The organism is Paenibacillus sp. GP183 (assembly GCF_900104695.1).
Lineage (GTDB): Bacteria > Bacillota > Bacilli > Paenibacillales > NBRC-103111 > Paenibacillus_AI.
The window spans coordinates 164,255-181,791 of the sequence record NZ_FNSW01000001.1 but is presented as its reverse complement, the minus strand read 5'-3'; the positions used below and the strand labels follow the sequence as shown (position 1 = coordinate 181,791).

Below are 17,537 nucleotides of genomic sequence, written 5' to 3'. Positions count from 1 at the left end.
TTTGTGCAGCAAGAGAGGCGTGGCTTATTATGGCTGCTTAATTCCAGTTAGGCGTATTGCCGGACGATGGATGCTCCTAATTGAGTCAGCATCTTCTCAATTCTATCATACCCTCTATCGATATGATGGATCTGCTCAACGGTCGTCGTGCCATGGGCTGCCAATCCGGCAATGACCAATGCGGCGCCGGCACGCAAATCAGTCGCTTCTACGGTCGCTCCGTAAAGACGCGGAACGCCGCGGATAAAAGCGGAGTTTAAATCTACGCGGATGTCAGCTCCCATGCGGCTAAGCTCATCCACATGCTTGAATCTACCTTCAAATACCGTTTCTTTCATTATACTTAATCCGTCTGCCAGAGAAAGCAGCACCATGACTTGAGATTGCAGATCAGTTGGAAACGCCGGGTGGGGTGATGTGACAATTCGCTCCACAGCCTTGGCACGAGCCGGATTGCTTACATGTATTATATCACCGTCAATGATGATTTGAACACCTGCACGCCTCAGTATGTGTATCACAGCTGTCAAATGGGAGGGGTTTACTCTTTCCAGACTAATACTGCCTTTCGTGATGGCAGCAGCAACTAGGAAGGTACCGGCTACGATCCGATCCGGGATGATGCGATAAGAGCAAGGGATTAATGATGGTACGCCTTTTATGGTAATCGTGTCTGTTCCTGCACCGATAATATCAGCGCCCATGGTGTTCAGGAAGTTTTGCAAATCTTGAATTTCCGGTTCTCTGGCTGCGTTATAAAGTGAGGTCACGCCCTCCGCCATAACGGCGGCCATCATGATATTCTCTGTTGCGCCCACACTCGGTAAATCAAGCATGATCTCTGCTCCGCGAAGCCTCTCCGCGGTACAAACGATTTTGTTGCCGGTTTCTGTTATGTTCGCCCCCAATGCTTGAAGCCCTCTGAGATGCAGGTCGATCTTGCGATCTCCGATAGCACAGCCCCCCGGTTGGTAGACTGTCACACTGCCGAATCTGGATAGCAGAGGACCCATAAGAAAAATCGAGGAACGCATTTGACCCATCAGCTCTTCCGGGATATGCGAAGAATGTGCGGTCCTGGTATGAACGGTAATGAATTCGCCTTGCTGCTCCGCGCGGCAGCCGAGCGCGCGAAGAATCTGCAGCATCACATCGATATCGAGCAGACTCGGAACGTTGCCCAGCGTGTAGGTACCGCCAGTCATGATGCATGCCGCCAAAATAGGCAATGCGGCGTTTTTCGCGCCGTGTATCTGGATGGCTCCCGAGAGAGATCTTCCACCTTCGATAACCAGCTTCTCCAATGTTCCACCTCCGATTTACCTCTCACCCGCCACCAAGATCTCAGGTACCAGCGTAATCCCTGTTTGATCAAGGATGATACGTTGTACTTCTTGTATGAGGGTAAGCACGTCAACGGCTGTAGCATTTCCTGTGTTCACGATGAAATTGGCATGCATTGGGGATACTTCAGCTCCGCCAACACGCATTCCCTTCAATCCTGCTTCTTCGATCAGCTTGGCGGCATGGTGGTTTTCTGGATTGCGAAAAACGCTGCCTGCGCAAGGAACCTGCAACGGCTGTGTTCTCAGCCTGCGGTCTTTATAAGCCGCCATCGCTCCAGCTATCTCTGTACGGTCCCCGTGTTCGAGTTCAAAAACGGCCTCCGTCACGATTCCCCGCTGCTGTTGAAGAATGGAATGCCGGTACGCATAGTGAAATTCCTCCGCTTGCATGGTGACCAATTCACCCGTGTCCAAAATGACTTCAGCCCGCTTAAGTATGCGCGACATATCCGAACCATGGGCACCCGCATTCATGTAGATGGCGCCTCCCACAGAGCCTGGAATACCTCCGGCGAATTCAAGACCCGTTAAGCCCTCCTTGGCGGCAAGAACAGACAGCTTGATCAACGAATAAGCAGCACCGGCATACACATCCGTACCCTCAAAGCGCAAGGATTCCAGAGCATCGCCCAGCTTGATGACAACGCCACGTATGCCTTTATCAGCGACCAATAAATTGGATCCCCGTCCGATAACCATCCATGGGGTGCCATGAAGATAGAGAATCCGAATTAGAGATACCAGTTGTTCTTTGTCCCTGGGGATAACGAATACATCGGCAGGCCCTCCGATTTTCCAAGTCGTATGGAGGGCTAGCGATTCATTCTGCCTTATTTCTCCAATACCTGCCGCTTGCAGGTCAGAGATTATCTGCTCCATGGGAAAACCTCCTTCACACGCTGCATATAGCCATAGGTGTGTGTCACGGTTATAGTGTAGTTTATGTAAAAGCGGATAGAGTGTGACAAACGCCTATTCACTCCAGTCTCTCTTAGGATGGCAAGCTGTATGTCTCAATTAATTGAACTATGGCCTCGACAGCATCGTTCCCGTTCTGGGCGGACATCGCGGCTTTATATCTTTCACGCCTATCATATAAAGAATCTACATTGGAAATCAAGGAATCTTTGGTCAGCGCTTCTTCAAACAGCACCTGTGCATAGCCTGACTTTTCAAAGGATTCCGCATTTAAAAGCTGATCTCCACGGCTTGCTTGTTTGGTTAACGGAATGAGCAGCATAGGCTTGCCCAGCGCCAGAAATTCATAAATCGAGGTAGAACCCGCTCTGGAAACGACAATATCTGCCATCGCTATAAGATCAGGCAGCTCATCGGAAACATATTCGAATTGCTTATAGCCCTTTGCAGCTAATAACTCTCCTACGACATTCCCTTTTCCGCAAATATGCACGATTTGATAACGGGAAAGCAAATCTTGCAAACTATCTCGTACTGCTTTATTGATTACTTGTGATCCCAAGCTCCCGCCCATCACCATAATGACCGACTTTTCGCTGTGAAATCCACATGACTGCAGGCCTTTGATTCTGCTCCCAAGCTTCAGCTTCTCACGGATAGGAACGCCTGTTAACACAGCCTTCCGGCCTTGGATCAGCGGCATCGTCTCGGGAAAAGTGATACATACCTTGGTGGCAAAAGGAATCGACAGCTTATTGGCCAGCCCCGGTGTAATATCCGATTCATGTATAATCGAGGGAATGCGCCTCATGCGGCTGCTGAGCACTACAGGCACAGAAACAAACCCGCCTTTGGAGAAAACAATGGCAGGCTTAATACTCCGCAGCAGCTGATAAGAATCGTACACGCCTTTTAACACTTTAAAAGGATCCTTGAAATTTTTCAAATCAAAATATCTTCTTAGCTTACCGGATGAAATGGAGTGGAAAGGAATGCGCTCCTGCTGAATGATATCTTTTTCAATACCGGTCGCCGATCCTATGTAGTGGATGTTCCAGCCAAGCTGCTGCAGCCGTGCCATAAGGGCCAAATTTGGTGTGACATGCCCGGCTGAGCCTCCTCCGGTAAAGACGATGGTTTTCATTCCTGTTCACCTCGAATAACGGGATATATTAAGTAAAATGCCAATGGAAGTCAGCATTAAAGTCAAGGAGGAACCTCCTGCGCTGATTAAAGGAAGTGTGATTCCGGTAACAGGGAACATGCCGATCACGACCCCGATGTTAATAATGACTTGTACGGCAACCATGCCGATAATGCCCACCGCTGCCAGGCTTCCGAACGTATCCGGGGCTGTTATGGCTGTTCTCATGCCTCTCCAGACAAGAAACGAGAAGAGCAGCAGGACTAATCCACCTCCAAAGAAACCAAGCTCCTCGGCAATGATGGAGAAAATAAAATCGGTTTGCGGTTCCGGCAAATAGCTGTACTTTTGTCGGCTCATTCCTAGCCCCAGCCCGACTAAACCTCCGGGACCGATTGCATAGAGAGATTGAATGGCTTGATACCCAGCCCCCAGAGGATCCTGCCATGGATCCAGAAAAGATGTAATCCTAAGCAGCCGATAAGGCGCTTGAATAATTAAGCCTGCAAAACCGGCCAAACCCAGCATGGCAAAATAGGAAAGATGGAGAATTCTCGCTCCAGCCGTATAAATGATCAGCAGCGAAGCTCCAATCAGCACGACTCCCGTACCCAGGTCCGGCTGCAGCATAATCAATCCGAAGGCAAGTCCCATAAGTGCCAAAGGGGGCAAGAATCCTTTTACAAAACGGGTAATCTTCGCTTGATCCTCCGACAGCCATTTGGCCAAAAACAGGATCATCCCGATCTTCATAAATTCAGAGGGCTGAATGCCAAATGCACCTATGCCCAGCCAGCTTCTCGCTCCGCCTCTGACGACGCCCAAACCGGGAATCAACACGATGATCAAGAGCCCCAGGCAAATGAATAATCCTGCCTTGGCGTATTTCTTCCAAACCCAGTAATCCACATTCATCGTAAAAAACATGGCAACAACGCCGAGTACTGCAAATAGCAGCTGGCGCTTCAAATAATAATACCAGTCGCCGAATTCGTGAAAAGCAAGCACTGCACTCGCACTGTACACCATAATGACGCCGATTGTCAAAAGCAGCAAGGTGGTAATAATGATCCAAATGTCCGGAGCGGACCGTGCTTTACCCATGTGGAACACCTCAATATGTCAGTGTCAGGGCATTCCTTACAATGGATAAGCCCTCTCTAAAGGTTATGCACGGACTCCTTAAACATGCGTCCCCTGTCCTCATAGGAAGGAAACATGTCCCAGCTGGCGCAGGCCGGTGAAAGCAGCACAATATCTCCCGATTCACTCACAGACCACGCTTTCTGAACGGCTAAGGCTACAGCATCCGCAGCATTGTTAGCAGTATCGACGGTTTGGATCAAACTAATCCCTGCCAGGTGAGCTACGTGATTGATTTTCTCTCTGGTTTCTCCCAAGGTGATAATGGCTTTAACCCTATCTCGAAAAATGGGTAAAAGCTCCATGTAGTCCGAACCGCGATCCAGCCCTCCTGCAATCAGCACGACCCTCTGCTCGAACGCTTCCATTGACTTGATGGCAGCAGCGGGATTCGTTGCTTTGGAATTATTATAGAAGGTGATGCCGTTCAGCTCCCTGACAAATTCCAGTCTATGCTCAACACCTCGAAAGCTGCGAAGCACTTCAGCAATGGCATCAGGTTTGACTCCGACTGTAAGTGCCGCTGCGGCTGCAGCAAGTGCATTTTCGATATTATAGCTGCCGGGCATGCCCATTTCATTGGCAGCCAGAATGGAGATTTTGCTTCCTTCGGCATCGCTGTATATAAGGGACTGGGCAGCCTCGTCCAAATACACGCCATTCGGGAGAGCTTCTTTCATCGAAAAAGGCAGAAGCTTGGCCTTGATCTCCGGAATGAGACTGCGGCATGCAGGATCATCCCAATTGATGACAGCCGTATCTTCCGGAAGCTGGTTGTGGAAGATCTTCGCTTTGGAAGCTTCATAATCCTCCATTGAGCCGTGATAATCGAGATGTGTTTCGTAAACATTGAGCAGACATGCAATTCGCGGCCTGAACGTTTGGGTGCCTTTGAGCTGGAAGCTGCTGAGCTCGACGACCATCCAATCGGCTGCCGTGGCATCCAGGGCGGCTTCCGTCAGCGCTCTGCCGATATTACCCGCTACGATCGGTGATAACCCTCCTGCTTCCAGCATGAGCCCTATAAGCGTGGTTGTCGTGGTCTTCCCGTTGGAGCCCGTAATGCCTATAATGGGAGCTTGGCAAATGCGGTAAGCCACCTCAACCTCAGTGACCACATCGATCCCTCGCTCCACTGCATCGCGTATAGGCTGTACCGAATAGGGGATGCCCGGATTTTTCACAACCAGCGATATGCCGTCGTGGATCAAAGAGTCCGGATGAGACCCGCATATAACAGAAATACCCAGAGCCTCCAACTCGTCGGCTTCAGGGCATGCGCTTTGTTCTTTTTTATCATTGACCGTGACCACAGCCCCCATCTTATGGAAAAGCTTAGCAGCAGCGACTCCGCTTCTGGCCAATCCCAGAATGACGACTTCTTTGCCGCTATACTCCTGTGGATGCATCATGCTCTAAACACCTCTATTCATGTATAATCCCAAAGCAGCAAGCACTAAGCCTGTCGCCCAAAAGGTTATGACCACGCGCCACTCGGACCAACCCACCAGCTCAAAATGGTGATGGATCGGGCTCATTTTGAACACACGCTTACCTCTGGTCTTAAAGGAAACGACCTGAATGACCACGGACAAAATCTCGATCAGGAACACTCCGCCAATGATCGCAAGAAGCAGCTCTGCCTTAGTCAGAATCGCTACAGCTACCAGACCGCCTCCGATCCCGAGTGAACCGGTGTCTCCCATGAAAACTTTGGCCGGGTGCGCGTTAAAAACAAGGAAACCCAGTACTGCTCCAACCATGGCTGCGGAAAAAATGGCTGCTTCCGGTTGTGTGTGATTCATCGCGATAATCGTATAGGCGCCAAAAGCGATCGCGCTCGTACCTGCCAAAAGACCATCCAACCCATCAGTAAAATTCACCGCATTGGATGCTCCCAGCATCAAGATAGCCATCAATGGAAAGTACAGCCAGCCCGGGTTAAAATGAATATCTGTAAAAGGAATGAACAAATCCGTTCTGTGTCCCTGCTGAATCAGCAAAAAGCAAACAATGGCCGAAATCAATAATTGGCCTACTAGCTTTTGCTTGGCTGTGAGGCCAAGTGAGCGTTTAAAGACAATCTTGATATAGTCATCCAAAAAGCCAACCAGTCCGTATCCCAATGAAGCGATGAGGAGTATCAGCAAATCGGTGTTCTTATCGGCAAAACGCAGGGATGCCAACGCTAAAGCCAGCAGGATGATGACACCGCCCATGGTTGGTGTTCCCTGCTTTTTCATATGCCCCTGAGGCCCGTCGGTGCGAATCTGTTGTCCGAATTTCAAGCGGCGCAAAATCGGAATGAGGAGCGGTCCCATAATCAGCGCCAATACGAAGGCAACCGCCATTGTAAATAAGATTGCGTTTTCCACTTTCTTTCCCCCTACTTGCCTTGTTAAATTTCAATTGCCGTTTCTCCGAGCAATTACTGAGCCTTCCACTCGGAGTGTGCGCATAAACCCAAATCAAAACTTAAACTCAAAGCCTATCAAGACAGCAAAGCATTGGCGACTTGTTCCAAACGCATGCCGCGGGAGCCTTTGATGAGGACTACGTCATCTTTAGAGATTAGGGCTTGAAGCTGCTGAATGAGCTCCTGTTTATCCTGGAAAGCTTTTACTTTTCCTTGCGGAAAAGCTTGCGCAGCTTCCTCGGCGATGAAGGCTGCCAGCCGGCCGAAGGTAAAGACCGTGTCGAACGCACCTGGGGACAGCAATTTGCCGATATCCCGGTGGAATTGCTCTTCGTCGCTGCCCAATTCGAGCATATCTCCCAGGACGGCAAATCTGCGACCATAACCGCTTAGCTGCTCGGTTAGCTCCAGGGCTGCCTTCATTGAAGCCGGACTTGCATTGTAGGCATCATTCAAAACAGTCAGCCCGAATGGGGCCTTCAGCTTTTCTATCCGCATGCTCGTCAATTGCGATGCAGCCAGACCGCTTTGAATCTGCTCGGGTTTAACGTCGAATAAGGCTGCAGCTTCTATAGCCGCAAGCGCATTAATGACATTATGAAAGCCCAGCAAGGGTATATAGAAATCCGGATACTCCGTTTTGTTCACCTGGAAGTGGGTGCCCTCTGAATCAAGCTTCACTTGTGTCGGGTATACATCATTCGTTTCCGATTTGCCAAACCGCAGACGCTTGAAAGAAGCCGCCTTGTGCAGCTCCAGTAACACTTCTTCAATTATTGGCTCATCACCATTGTAAATTAACGTGCCGCCCACCTGCAGACCTTCCAGGATTTCCACCTTGGCTCTGGCAATTTCTTTGCGTGACCCAAGCTGCAGCAAGTGAGCTTCACCAATCATCGTAATGATTGCCGCTTCAGGTTCTGCCAGTTCTGACAAAAGGGCGATTTCTCCCCTGTTGCTCATTCCCATCTCGATCACGGCAAACTCCGTGTTTTCATCCAGCTGGAGAAGAGTGAGTGGAAGCCCAATGTGATTATTCAGGTTTCCTTTGGTTTTGTGTACGTGATACGTTGTCGATAGTACAGAAGCTACCAAATCCTTGGTGGTCGTCTTGCCATTACTGCCAGTGATGCCAATAACTCTAACAGGAAGCTCCTGTCTGTAGGCTTTAGCTAGCTGCTGGAGCGCCAATAATGTGTCTAGTACCAGAATAATCGGCACGCCCTTTGGCGGGCTCGGATGATCGATCTGCCAAAGTACAGCAGCAGCACCTCTATTATATGCATCAGAGGCATAGTCGTGTCCGTCAAAATGTTCGCCGACCAGAGGTATAAACAGATTACTGGACTGAATGGTTCTGGTGTCTGTGGAGACACCGGCAATTCGAATCTGATTATAGCGAGATTGAGCGCTGCTTTGAGTTTCGCCTGCAAGCTGCGGACTAATTAATGATTGGACTTGCTCCAATGTACGCTCTATCATCGATTTGAACCTCTTATCGCTGCTTTAGCCGCCAGACGATCATCGAAATCATGTTTGACGCCCATGATATCCTGATACGTTTCGTGACCTTTTCCCGCTATTAATACTACATCTCCAGGGCCTGCCCGATCAACTGCTTTTTGAATAGCTGCCCGGCGATCTACGATGAGTTCATACTGATCGCGGGAATAACCAACCTCTTCAAGACCCGGCAAAATGTCCTGCAGGATGGATTCCGGATTCTCCGTACGCGGATTGTCTGAAGTGACAAATAAATAATCACTGTAGGCAGCGGTTACTTTACCCATAAGCGGGCGTTTCGTCCGATCACGATCTCCTCCGCAGCCAAAGACCGTATACACTTTTCCTTGGGCAAATTCCCGTATCGCCGTCAGTGCGTTTTCCAGCCCATCCGGAGTATGGGCATAATCGACCAATACGAGAAAGTCTTGTCCTTCGCTGACAACCTCCATGCGTCCATCAACAACAGCTATTCCCTCCAAGCTATTCTTGATCTGTTCAAGCGGTACTCCTTCCGCCAAAGTTGAGGCAATTGCCCCGAGCGCATTGTAAACATTGAAGGTGCCAACCAGTTTCATGCGAAAATGAGCATCACCCGCAAACGAAGTTACTCGAAATTCGGTTCCATCTGCCGTGATTCGAATATCGGAGGCCTGGACATCGCATTCGCGATGAATCCCATAGGTGATAACCTCCGCCGAGGTAAGCTTGCTGAAGGTTTCCGATGCTGGATCATCTGCGTTGAGTACAGCATAGCTGCGCTCAGTCGGATCGGATGCAAAGTCATTGCCCAGCCTTGAAAATAGGAGTCCTTTAGCTGCCTTATAGTTATCCATGGTCTTATGATAATCCAGGTGATCCTGCGTTAAATTCGTGAATATTCCTGTGCGAAAATGTATGCCCTTCACACGGCCAAGCTCCAGTGCATGACTGGAAACCTCCATGATGCAGTAATCCGTTCCCTGCTCTCTCATGGCCCGGAAATAACGCTGAATGTCCGCCGCTTCCATGGTGGTACGTTCCATTTCGGTATATGCAGATCCGATTTTCATTTGAATCGTGCCCATCAATCCGGTTACTAAACCCTGATCGCTTAATATTTTTTCAATCAGATAGGTGGTTGTCGTTTTCCCGTTGGTTCCGGTAATCCCGATGACTTTCATTTCTTTGCTGGCGTATCCGTAAAAATGGCTCGATAGAGCCGTCATGGCATGCCTTGAATCTTTAACAATTAATTGAGGAACAGGTAGGAAAAGATCAAGCTGATGCTCGACCACAAGCGCCGATGCTCCGAGCTCAACGGCTTTGTCCGCATAAGCATGGCCGTCTGTCACAAGACCAGGGACACAAATGAATAAATCCCCCTGCTTAACTTTTCGCGAATCGGTTTGAATGCCTTTAATGCTTACAGCAGCATCTCCATGAATACGGCTGATCAAAAGCACGGATGCGAGTTCTTGTAACTGCATGGACATCTGCCCCTTTCGCATTAATTTCACAATGATTCTATTATGGACAATTTTATGCATATAGAAAAGCAAAAATTTATTTTATTTGGGAGCCCCGCTTTCGGCAGGCGGTGTATCATTTAAAAATATGCGAATGGTCGACCCGCGATTCATCTTCGTACCTGGTTTAGGCGCCTGACTAAGCACATACTTTCCATTGCCGGATTTGGCCAGCGTGAAGTTATCATTCATGTCCTCATAAATATCCGTGACCGAGGCACCGACCAAGTTCGGTACTTCCACTAAGGGAATCTCTCCATATCGGTAATCGCGCTCAATCTGTTTACTGCTTGGTTCCACCTTCATGTAACGGAGAGCATCCTCCATCATGTTTTTCACCAGCGGCGCAGCGATCAAGCCGCCAAATTGCAACCCTTGCGGATCATCCACTGCGGCGTAGATGACGATTTTGGGATTGTCTGCAGGGGCAAACCCAACAAAGGACACAATATGCTCATCGGCTGAATAGCGGCCATTGATGACTTTTTGAGCGGTTCCTGTCTTGCCGCCTACACGAAAACCGTCGATAAAAGCGTTTCTCCCGGTACCTTTGGCAACCACACTTTCCAGCGTTTCCCGAACGGTTTGGGATGTAGCTTCGGAAATAACATTCCGTACGAGCTCAGGCTTGACAGTATCGATCACTTCTCCCGTTTCGGGCTGTACCCAAGCTTTCGCAATGTGCGGCTTAAATAACTTACCCCCATTAATAGCTGCTGAAACGGCTGTTATCTGCTGAATGGGCGTGACGGAAACACCCTGCCCGAAGGCTGTTGTAGCAAGCTCAACCGGACCTATTTGAGCGGGCCTGAACATGATGCCGTTTTCTTCGCCGCCGAGGTCAATTCCCGTTTTTTTGCCGAAGCCGAATCTATAGATGTAATCGAATAATTTTTCCTTTCCAAGCCGCTGCCCCATGACCACAAATCCGGGGTTACAGGAGTTTTGGACAACCTCAAGAAAGGTTTCGCTGCCGTGTCCGCCTCGTTTCCAGCAACGAAGCCGGGCTCCTGCCACTTCAATAAAGCCGGGATCATAAAACCTTTCATTATTCAAATCTATCTTTTTCTCTTCAATCGCTGCCGCCAAAGTAATGATCTTAAACGTAGAGCCTGGCTCATAAGTCATCCAAATAGGCAAATTTCGATTGTAGGTTTCCACCGGATAATCTCTAAAATGGCTTGGCTCATAATTCGGCCTTCCAGCCATGGCAAGGATCTCGCCGTTGTTCGGATCCATCATGATCGCATTGACACTCTTCGCTTGATACTGCAGTAACGCTTGATCGAGCTCTCGCTCCATTACCGACTGCAAATGACTGTCGATGGTTAATTTCAGGCTGAGTCCGTCTCTTGGTTTTATGTACTCCTCAGAGGTTCCTGCCAAGCTCCTGCCTGCTGCATCCGCCATGAATGAAATGCTGCCGGGCAAGCCTGTCAGTTCTTTGTCGTATTTGGCTTCGACTCCGGAAAGCCCCTGATTATCAATCCCAGTAAAACCCAAAACATGCGCTGCCAGCGAGCCGAATGGATAATATCGAAGATTATCCTCCGCAACGACAATGCCGGGTATTTGCAGCTGGCGGATTTCCTGCGCTTTCTCCTGCGTGATTTTACGCCCGGCCGGTTGGATCCGGTTGATCAATGATTTTTTGGTGATTTGTTTATAAATCACGTCTTCTGTAGTTTGCAGTACACCTGCAAGCTGAGCCGAAACCTTCTTCGCGTCCTGGATTTGCGCAGGTATAGCCATCACAGAAGGTGTGCTTATATTGTAAGTCAATTGTACACCGTTACGGTCAAGAATTTCTCCCCTTTTAGGCGCAAAAGGAATATTTCTCCGCCAGTTGTCCTCGGCCCTTTGAGCAAGCTCCGAGCCTTTCCACAGCTGAACATAGCCCAGACGTACAATCAATGCTGCAAAAATTACAGTGCCTATGATCAGCGCCAAAAATAGCCTTCGCCTCAGCAAAGCATTAGAAGCCCGCATGGTTGCCCGCTCCCCTTCTCAATTAGTCAGTATCTTTATTTGTATGACTATTCGGGACAACCAGGGGATAGAACAAGCTGCCCATTAGGGAGCTTTTTTCGCAGTTGCTTGGTCCTTCGGTTTCGCTGCAAGATTGGAATTCTTTTTATCCGTGGCTACTGCAGTATCAAGCTGCTGAACAGGCTGCTGAGCTGTATCCGCAGGAGCGCTTAATGGACGGAGCTGCAGCATAACAACCTTGCTTGTGCCATCACCGGTAACGCTCTGACTGTTGACATAACCCTCTCCAGCCGCTTGGCAGTTTACTTTTAAGAACGAGCAAACTTCCATCGCATCACGAAGCGATTTTCCTGTGAAATCCGGCAGAGACAGCGCGTCGGGCTGCTGCATGGCAACATAAACCCTCTGTGTCTGCCCAATTTCAGAGCCTGCCTTTGGATATTGTTCAATGACATTTGCACCTTTTCCGAGTGTTTCCAGGTTGAGGTTAAATTGTGCAGCGGTATCCTTGGCAGCTTTTAGAGTCAGGTTGGAAAAGTCAGGTACTGTTATTTTTACAGAACTGGTTGAAACTGTTTTGGCTTGTTGTTTACTCGATGCAACTCCCATATACTGCAGTGTCTGAGTTACGATTTCTTTAAAAGCCGGAGCAGCCACCTCGCCGCCACGATGATAGTTGCCTCCAATATCCGGCCTGTCAACAATAACGCTGACCAGAATTTTGGGATCATCTGCAGGCGCATACCCGATGAAGGAAACGACCCATTGAGTGGTAGAGTACACTTTCTCCCCCGGCACTACGATATTCGCAGTACCCGTTTTGCCGGCTACCCGATAACCATCGATAAAGGCATTTTTTCCGGTGCCTATTTCTTGATCGGACACAACCTGCTCCAGAAGCTCGGTTACTTTCTTGGCCGTGCTTTCGGAAACGACCTGGCGTACTACTTTCGGGTCAAAATGCTGAACGACCTTTCCTGTAGCAGGATCCAAAATATCTTCCACGACGTGCGGCCACATCAACTTGCCGCCGTTTGCGATAGCTCCATATGCCGCCGTCTGCTGCATTGCAGTTACAACTACGCCTCCTTGCCCGTAGGTGGCTGTGGCGTAATCCGATTCATATTTCAGACTCACCAATCCCGGAACCTCTCCGGGTAGATCGACATTCGTTTTTTCACCGAAACCGAATTTATGGATATAGCTTTCCAGCTTTTGTTTGCCCAGCTTCTCATATCCCAATTTAACAAAGGCAACGTTGCTTGAACGCTTCAAGCCTTCAAGAAAATCAATTTGCCCCCACCCTACGTAATTATGGTCATGGAGAGTTCTTCCGGGAACATTGATCGAACCAGATTGATACTTTTCACTCGGATTGAACAATCCCTCTTCTACGGTGCCAGCCAAAGTTACAAGCTTGAACGTGGATCCGGGCTCGTACTGAGATGCCACCGAATGATTGATAAAATCGCTGGTGCTGTTAATGTTCCAGTATTGATTGGGGTTAAAAGTCGGCGTACTCGCCATCCCCAGGATTTCCATCGTCTTCGGATCTACAGCAATAGCTGTCATGCTCTGCGGATGGAACTTATCGTTAACCTTCGCGAGAGCATTTTCTATATAGAATTGAATGTTTTTGTCGATCGTCAGGCGCACATTCTTGCCATTCTCCGCTGCTTTAAAATCCACCTTGGAGTTCGGCAGCTCTACTCCCCTTGCATCGGTCTCATAGTTCAGCTTGCCTGGAACACCTTTCAAAATATCATCCAGCTTTGCTTCCAGACCCAGCGTCGGCACGCCTTCCTTATTGGTATATCCAAGCAGCTGCGCAGCCAATGAACCGCCTGGATAAAAACGTTTTTTATCTTCTAATAAAAAGATGCCGATGTTTTGCTTGGTATTGAGCTTTTTCTGCAAATCTGCTGTGAGGGCTTTGACCTGGTCTGCTTTATCTTTATCAATTTTCCAGCCTTCATTGCGAATTTCCACTGAAACGGCGAATTTACCATCGTCTTTCTTCTTTGTGGCCTTATCGAGAATTTTAGCTGCCAATGCAGTCTTATCTTGATCCGGCCCTGCTAATATAGCAGTCAAACCTTGCACCGCTTCTTGCACAATTTGATTCTCATTAAGCAGCTTTGGATTCAAAGATACAGTGTAAGCTGCCGAGTCGAGGGCGAGAACTTTGTCCGTGCGGTCAAGGATGGAACCGCGTTCCGGAGTTAAAATTTTATCCGTTTGCCAGACCTGCTCCGCTTGTCCTAACAGAAACGACGCTTCTACCACTTGAATAACATATACTTTTGCCAATAGCAACACAAAAAAAAGGGTAAATACCCCTCCGATCAACAAAGAGCGAGCCCTTATTTTTTTGTTCATTTTGCGTACCTGCCTGTTTTATGGAGTGTATGCTACTTTATTATTGCTGCCGCTTGTCTTGGCAGTCGCTTTACCAGCTGGTACTTGAGTAACCTGCTTGTCGTCTTGAGGAACAAATCCGTATTCTTTCGCCAATTTACCAAGACGCTCCGGGCTTTGCAGCTTTTCCACCTCTTGCTTCAGCGCACTGTTTTCCGCTTGAATTTGACTAATATCATGCTTAATTTTCAGCATATCGGCATTCATTTGGTAAATTTGCGAATACCGCCAAATGATCACACCTGCAACAATGACGCAAAGAGCAACAGTAAAAAGATAGAGCATCTTCTCCTGAGCAGGCAATGATTTATTGCGATAAACGACTTTTTTGGTTTCCTTGATCGTTACTTTTTGAGTCGGCTTCTTATCGACAGCCAGATTCCCTTGGATGTATGCAGGCATGAATGAAAGTCCTCCCCTTTTTATCTTAATATTTTTCTGCTATTCGCAGTTTGGATGATCGGGCTCTTTGATTGGTTTCCAATTCCTCGCGGCTTGGCACGATCGGTTTCCTGTTTACTAATTTTAAAACTCCCGATTTTTGACAAACACAGATTGGAAAATCCGGCGGGCATGTGCATTTTTCAACATATTTCGCAAAAGTTTGCTTACAAATTCTGTCTTCGAGGGAATGGAACGTAATAACAGCTACCCTTCCGCCCGGAGCGAGACAGCGTATGGATTGTTCAAGCGCTTCTTCAAACGCGCCCAGTTCATCATTTACCGCAATGCGCAGCGCCTGAAAGCTGCGTTTGGCAGGATGCGGACCCGTTCTTCTGGCTGCGGCGGGTATGCCTTCCTTAATCAACTCCACCAGCTCGCCGGTGGTCTCAATGGTACGTTTGGCTCGTGCTGCTTCGATAACTGAAGCGATACGTCTGGAAAACTTTTCTTCGCCATATTCAAACAAAATTCGCGCAATACGCTCTGGTGTCCACTCATTTACAATGACTTTCGCAGTTAATTCAGTTGTACGATCCATTCGCATATCGAGCTCGGCATCGTGATTATAGCTGAAGCCGCGATCCGCTTCATCCAGCTGCGGCGAGGAGACACCCAGATCAAACAAAATGCCGTCGACCTGCGGTTTGCCTTCACGTAATGCTTGGGGAATCCCTTGCAAAACCTCTTCAATCTCTCGAAAGTTACTTTTTACCGTGTGTACACGGTCTTCATAAGGGGCCAGTACCTTGGCCGCGTTAGCTAAAGCCGTCTCATCCTGATCTAGCGCGATGAGAAGCCCGCCAGGACCAAGCTTTGAGGCTATTAGTGAGCTGTGACCGGCACCGCCCAGGGTGCAGTCCACATAAATGCCACCAGGTTGTATATGTAAGCCTTCAACCGCTTCTTCCTTTAGTACCGTGATGTGATGAAACAATTGGATTGTCCTCCTGCTTGTTAGTCAGCTTTATAAGTCAAAATTGAAGTCAGTGAGCTTCTCGGCTATTTCATTAAAGGATTGCTCCGATTCATGGAAATAGCCTTCCCATATTGGCTTGCTCCAAATCTCTACCCGATTGGATACGCCAAGCACGACACAATCTTTCTCAAGCTTGGCATGATCGATCAGAGTACCGGGAATATTCGCTCTTCCCTGCTTATCCAGCTCGCACTCAGTAGCTCCGGAGAAGAAAAAACGGGTGAACGCACGAGCGTCCGACTTCATGAGAGGCAGTGCTTTAAGCTTTTGCTCCAGCACAGCCCATTCCGACTTTGGATAGACGAATAAGCATTGATCCAAACCGCGGGTAACGACAAAGGAGTCTCCAAGGGATTCGCGAAACTTGGCCGGAATAATCATTCGGCCCTTTTCGTCTATGCTATGCTGATATTCACCCATAAACATAGCACATCACCCCCCTTTCCCTCCACTTTGTGCCACTTTCCACCATTTTTAATATAAATTCGCCGCAACAACAAGAAATCCTGCTAAAGTTAGCAGGATTAAAAAATTTTTTTAATTATGTGAAATATTCATGGTTAAATGGTGTCAGTTGGCTCGTTCAGTGTAGAAGACTCCGATTTATTTTGCTGTTTTAACTGGTTTCGGGTATCAGCCAGTCTTTGATTTCTTCGGCGTTTGTAATAATAAGCCGGTATCAGGACAATGGCCGCCAACAACAAGATTGGAAACGCAGCCGCCATGAAAACAAGAATTCCTTGCAGGACAACCGTGAGCACATTCAGGCTTGCAATCCATGCATTTTGCAAGCGGTCGCTTAACGCAATGCCTTTATTCGGATCAAATGGCGGCTTGCTCCCGGTTTGTTGATACATCCGAAGCTCAACCGTAGAATACGATACATTTTGATCCAGATATCGCATCCGGCCCTTGATCTGCTCGATCTCGCCTTGTACCTTAGCCAGCTCATTGGAGAAAGCCAGCAGCTCATCGGTCTTGGTCGCTTTATCCATAAAGGCAAGCAGCCTGGTTTCTACCACCTGCTTGGCTTTAAGCCTGGAGGACAAATCGACATATTCCTCCGTGACGTCCTGGCCTTGCACATTGCGCTGGTACGAAGGGCTTATTTTCTCCAAACCATCTAATAAGGGTACGAAGCCGTTCGCCGCGACCTTAATGGTAAAGCTGCCACCTTTCTCGCCTGAATTGGTGCTCTCGGAAAATTGCAGGATATAAGCGCCGCTTAGTGCCACCAAATCTCTGAGCTGGGTTTGCGCAGCTGAATAATCCTTAACAGGCATTACCAGATTAGCTTTATAAATAAGCTTTCGGTTAAAGCCCTCAGAACCGTCATTGCCTATAGCCGGTGTTACCGTTATTGGAGCCGAGCTTGCTGCCGGAGCAGCCATTTTGGAGCTGGCAGCAGTATTTGCCGCACTTGCGTTTTGATCGACAGATTTTAATTTTAATGACTCCGTGCTGCTCTGATTCTTCATATCGGCCGCGGCAGGTGCTGCAGCAGTATCTGCACTCGTGGCAGATCCGCTGGATTTAGCATCCCTGGATGCACTGCAGCCCACAATTGAACCCATCAAGAGCAACGCCAGAATGCCCGCAATCATGACTTTTCTGTGCAACCATTTCTTCCCTCGTAAGACCATCATCTTTTTAGCCCCCATATTCCATTTTTAGGTATCACATCCTATTAACGGATTGCACGTATGGTATGTTGCAAGGAGTCTTGGAAAAT

General features: G+C 48.5%; 14 protein-coding genes. All 14 read right to left on the bottom strand.

Annotated elements, in window-relative coordinates; translation table 11 throughout:
- Positions 1 to 47: 47 nt before the first annotated feature.
- Positions 48 to 1,304 (bottom strand): UDP-N-acetylglucosamine 1-carboxyvinyltransferase, encoded by a 1,257-nt coding sequence (murA, locus tag BLV33_RS00865; protein WP_090787088.1) that lies wholly within the window; start codon positions 1,302 to 1,304, stop codon positions 48 to 50.
- A 15-nt stretch (positions 1,305 to 1,319) separates the two neighbouring features.
- Positions 1,320 to 2,225 carry a UDP-N-acetylmuramate dehydrogenase gene (gene murB, locus BLV33_RS00860; RefSeq protein ID WP_090787085.1) on the bottom strand — a complete coding sequence of 302 codons (906 nt, stop codon included), beginning with the start codon at positions 2,223 to 2,225 and terminating at the stop codon, positions 1,320 to 1,322.
- Positions 2,226 to 2,337: 112 nt separating this feature from the next.
- The gene (locus BLV33_RS00855; protein ID WP_090787082.1) at positions 2,338 to 3,408 is read right to left on the bottom strand and encodes an undecaprenyldiphospho-muramoylpentapeptide beta-N-acetylglucosaminyltransferase; all 1,071 of its coding nucleotides are present in this window, start codon (positions 3,406 to 3,408) and stop codon (positions 2,338 to 2,340) included.
- Positions 3,409 to 3,414: 6 nt separating this feature from the next.
- Positions 3,415 to 4,512, bottom strand: coding sequence for a stage V sporulation protein E (gene spoVE / locus BLV33_RS00850; RefSeq protein WP_090787079.1), 1,098 nt, complete (start codon positions 4,510 to 4,512; stop codon positions 3,415 to 3,417).
- A gap of 56 nt (positions 4,513 to 4,568) precedes the next feature.
- Positions 4,569 to 5,963 (bottom strand): UDP-N-acetylmuramoyl-L-alanine--D-glutamate ligase, encoded by a 1,395-nt coding sequence (gene murD, locus BLV33_RS00845; protein ID WP_090787076.1) that lies wholly within the window; start codon positions 5,961 to 5,963, stop codon positions 4,569 to 4,571.
- Between the two features lie 3 nt (positions 5,964 to 5,966).
- Positions 5,967 to 6,902 carry a phospho-N-acetylmuramoyl-pentapeptide-transferase gene (mraY, locus tag BLV33_RS00840; RefSeq protein WP_090798571.1) on the bottom strand — a complete coding sequence of 312 codons (936 nt, stop codon included), beginning with the start codon at positions 6,900 to 6,902 and terminating at the stop codon, positions 5,967 to 5,969.
- 140 nt (positions 6,903 to 7,042) lie between these two features.
- A complete protein-coding gene (murF, locus tag BLV33_RS00835) occupies positions 7,043 to 8,449 on the bottom strand; it encodes a UDP-N-acetylmuramoyl-tripeptide--D-alanyl-D-alanine ligase (protein WP_090787073.1) in 1,407 nt (468 codons plus the stop codon).
- The gene (locus tag BLV33_RS00830; protein WP_090787070.1) at positions 8,446 to 9,939 is read right to left on the bottom strand and encodes a UDP-N-acetylmuramoyl-L-alanyl-D-glutamate--2,6-diaminopimelate ligase; all 1,494 of its coding nucleotides are present in this window, start codon (positions 9,937 to 9,939) and stop codon (positions 8,446 to 8,448) included. The genes murF and BLV33_RS00830 overlap by 4 nt, the downstream gene beginning before the upstream one ends.
- An 81-nt stretch (positions 9,940 to 10,020) precedes the next feature.
- Positions 10,021 to 11,967: a stage V sporulation protein D gene (locus BLV33_RS00825; protein WP_090787067.1), complete on the bottom strand. Its 1,947-nt coding sequence runs from the start codon at positions 11,965 to 11,967 to the stop codon at positions 10,021 to 10,023.
- An 84-nt stretch (positions 11,968 to 12,051) separates the two neighbouring features.
- Entirely contained in the window at positions 12,052 to 14,346 is a 2,295-nt protein-coding gene (locus BLV33_RS00820; protein WP_090787062.1) for a penicillin-binding transpeptidase domain-containing protein, read from the bottom strand.
- Between the two features lie 18 nt (positions 14,347 to 14,364).
- Positions 14,365 to 14,787: a cell division protein FtsL gene (gene ftsL / locus BLV33_RS00815; protein WP_090787059.1), complete on the bottom strand. Its 423-nt coding sequence runs from the start codon at positions 14,785 to 14,787 to the stop codon at positions 14,365 to 14,367.
- A 25-nt stretch (positions 14,788 to 14,812) separates the two neighbouring features.
- Positions 14,813 to 15,763, bottom strand: a complete 951-nt coding sequence (gene rsmH, locus BLV33_RS00810) for a 16S rRNA (cytosine(1402)-N(4))-methyltransferase RsmH (RefSeq protein ID WP_090787056.1) — start codon at positions 15,761 to 15,763, stop codon at positions 14,813 to 14,815.
- Between the two features lie 30 nt (positions 15,764 to 15,793).
- On the bottom strand, positions 15,794 to 16,231 hold the full coding sequence (mraZ, locus tag BLV33_RS00805; protein WP_090787054.1) for a division/cell wall cluster transcriptional repressor MraZ: 438 nt from the start codon (positions 16,229 to 16,231) through the stop codon (positions 15,794 to 15,796).
- 134 nt (positions 16,232 to 16,365) lie between these two features.
- Positions 16,366 to 17,451, bottom strand: a complete 1,086-nt coding sequence (locus BLV33_RS00800; RefSeq protein WP_171908963.1) for a DUF4349 domain-containing protein — start codon at positions 17,449 to 17,451, stop codon at positions 16,366 to 16,368.
- Positions 17,452 to 17,537 lie beyond the last annotated feature (86 nt).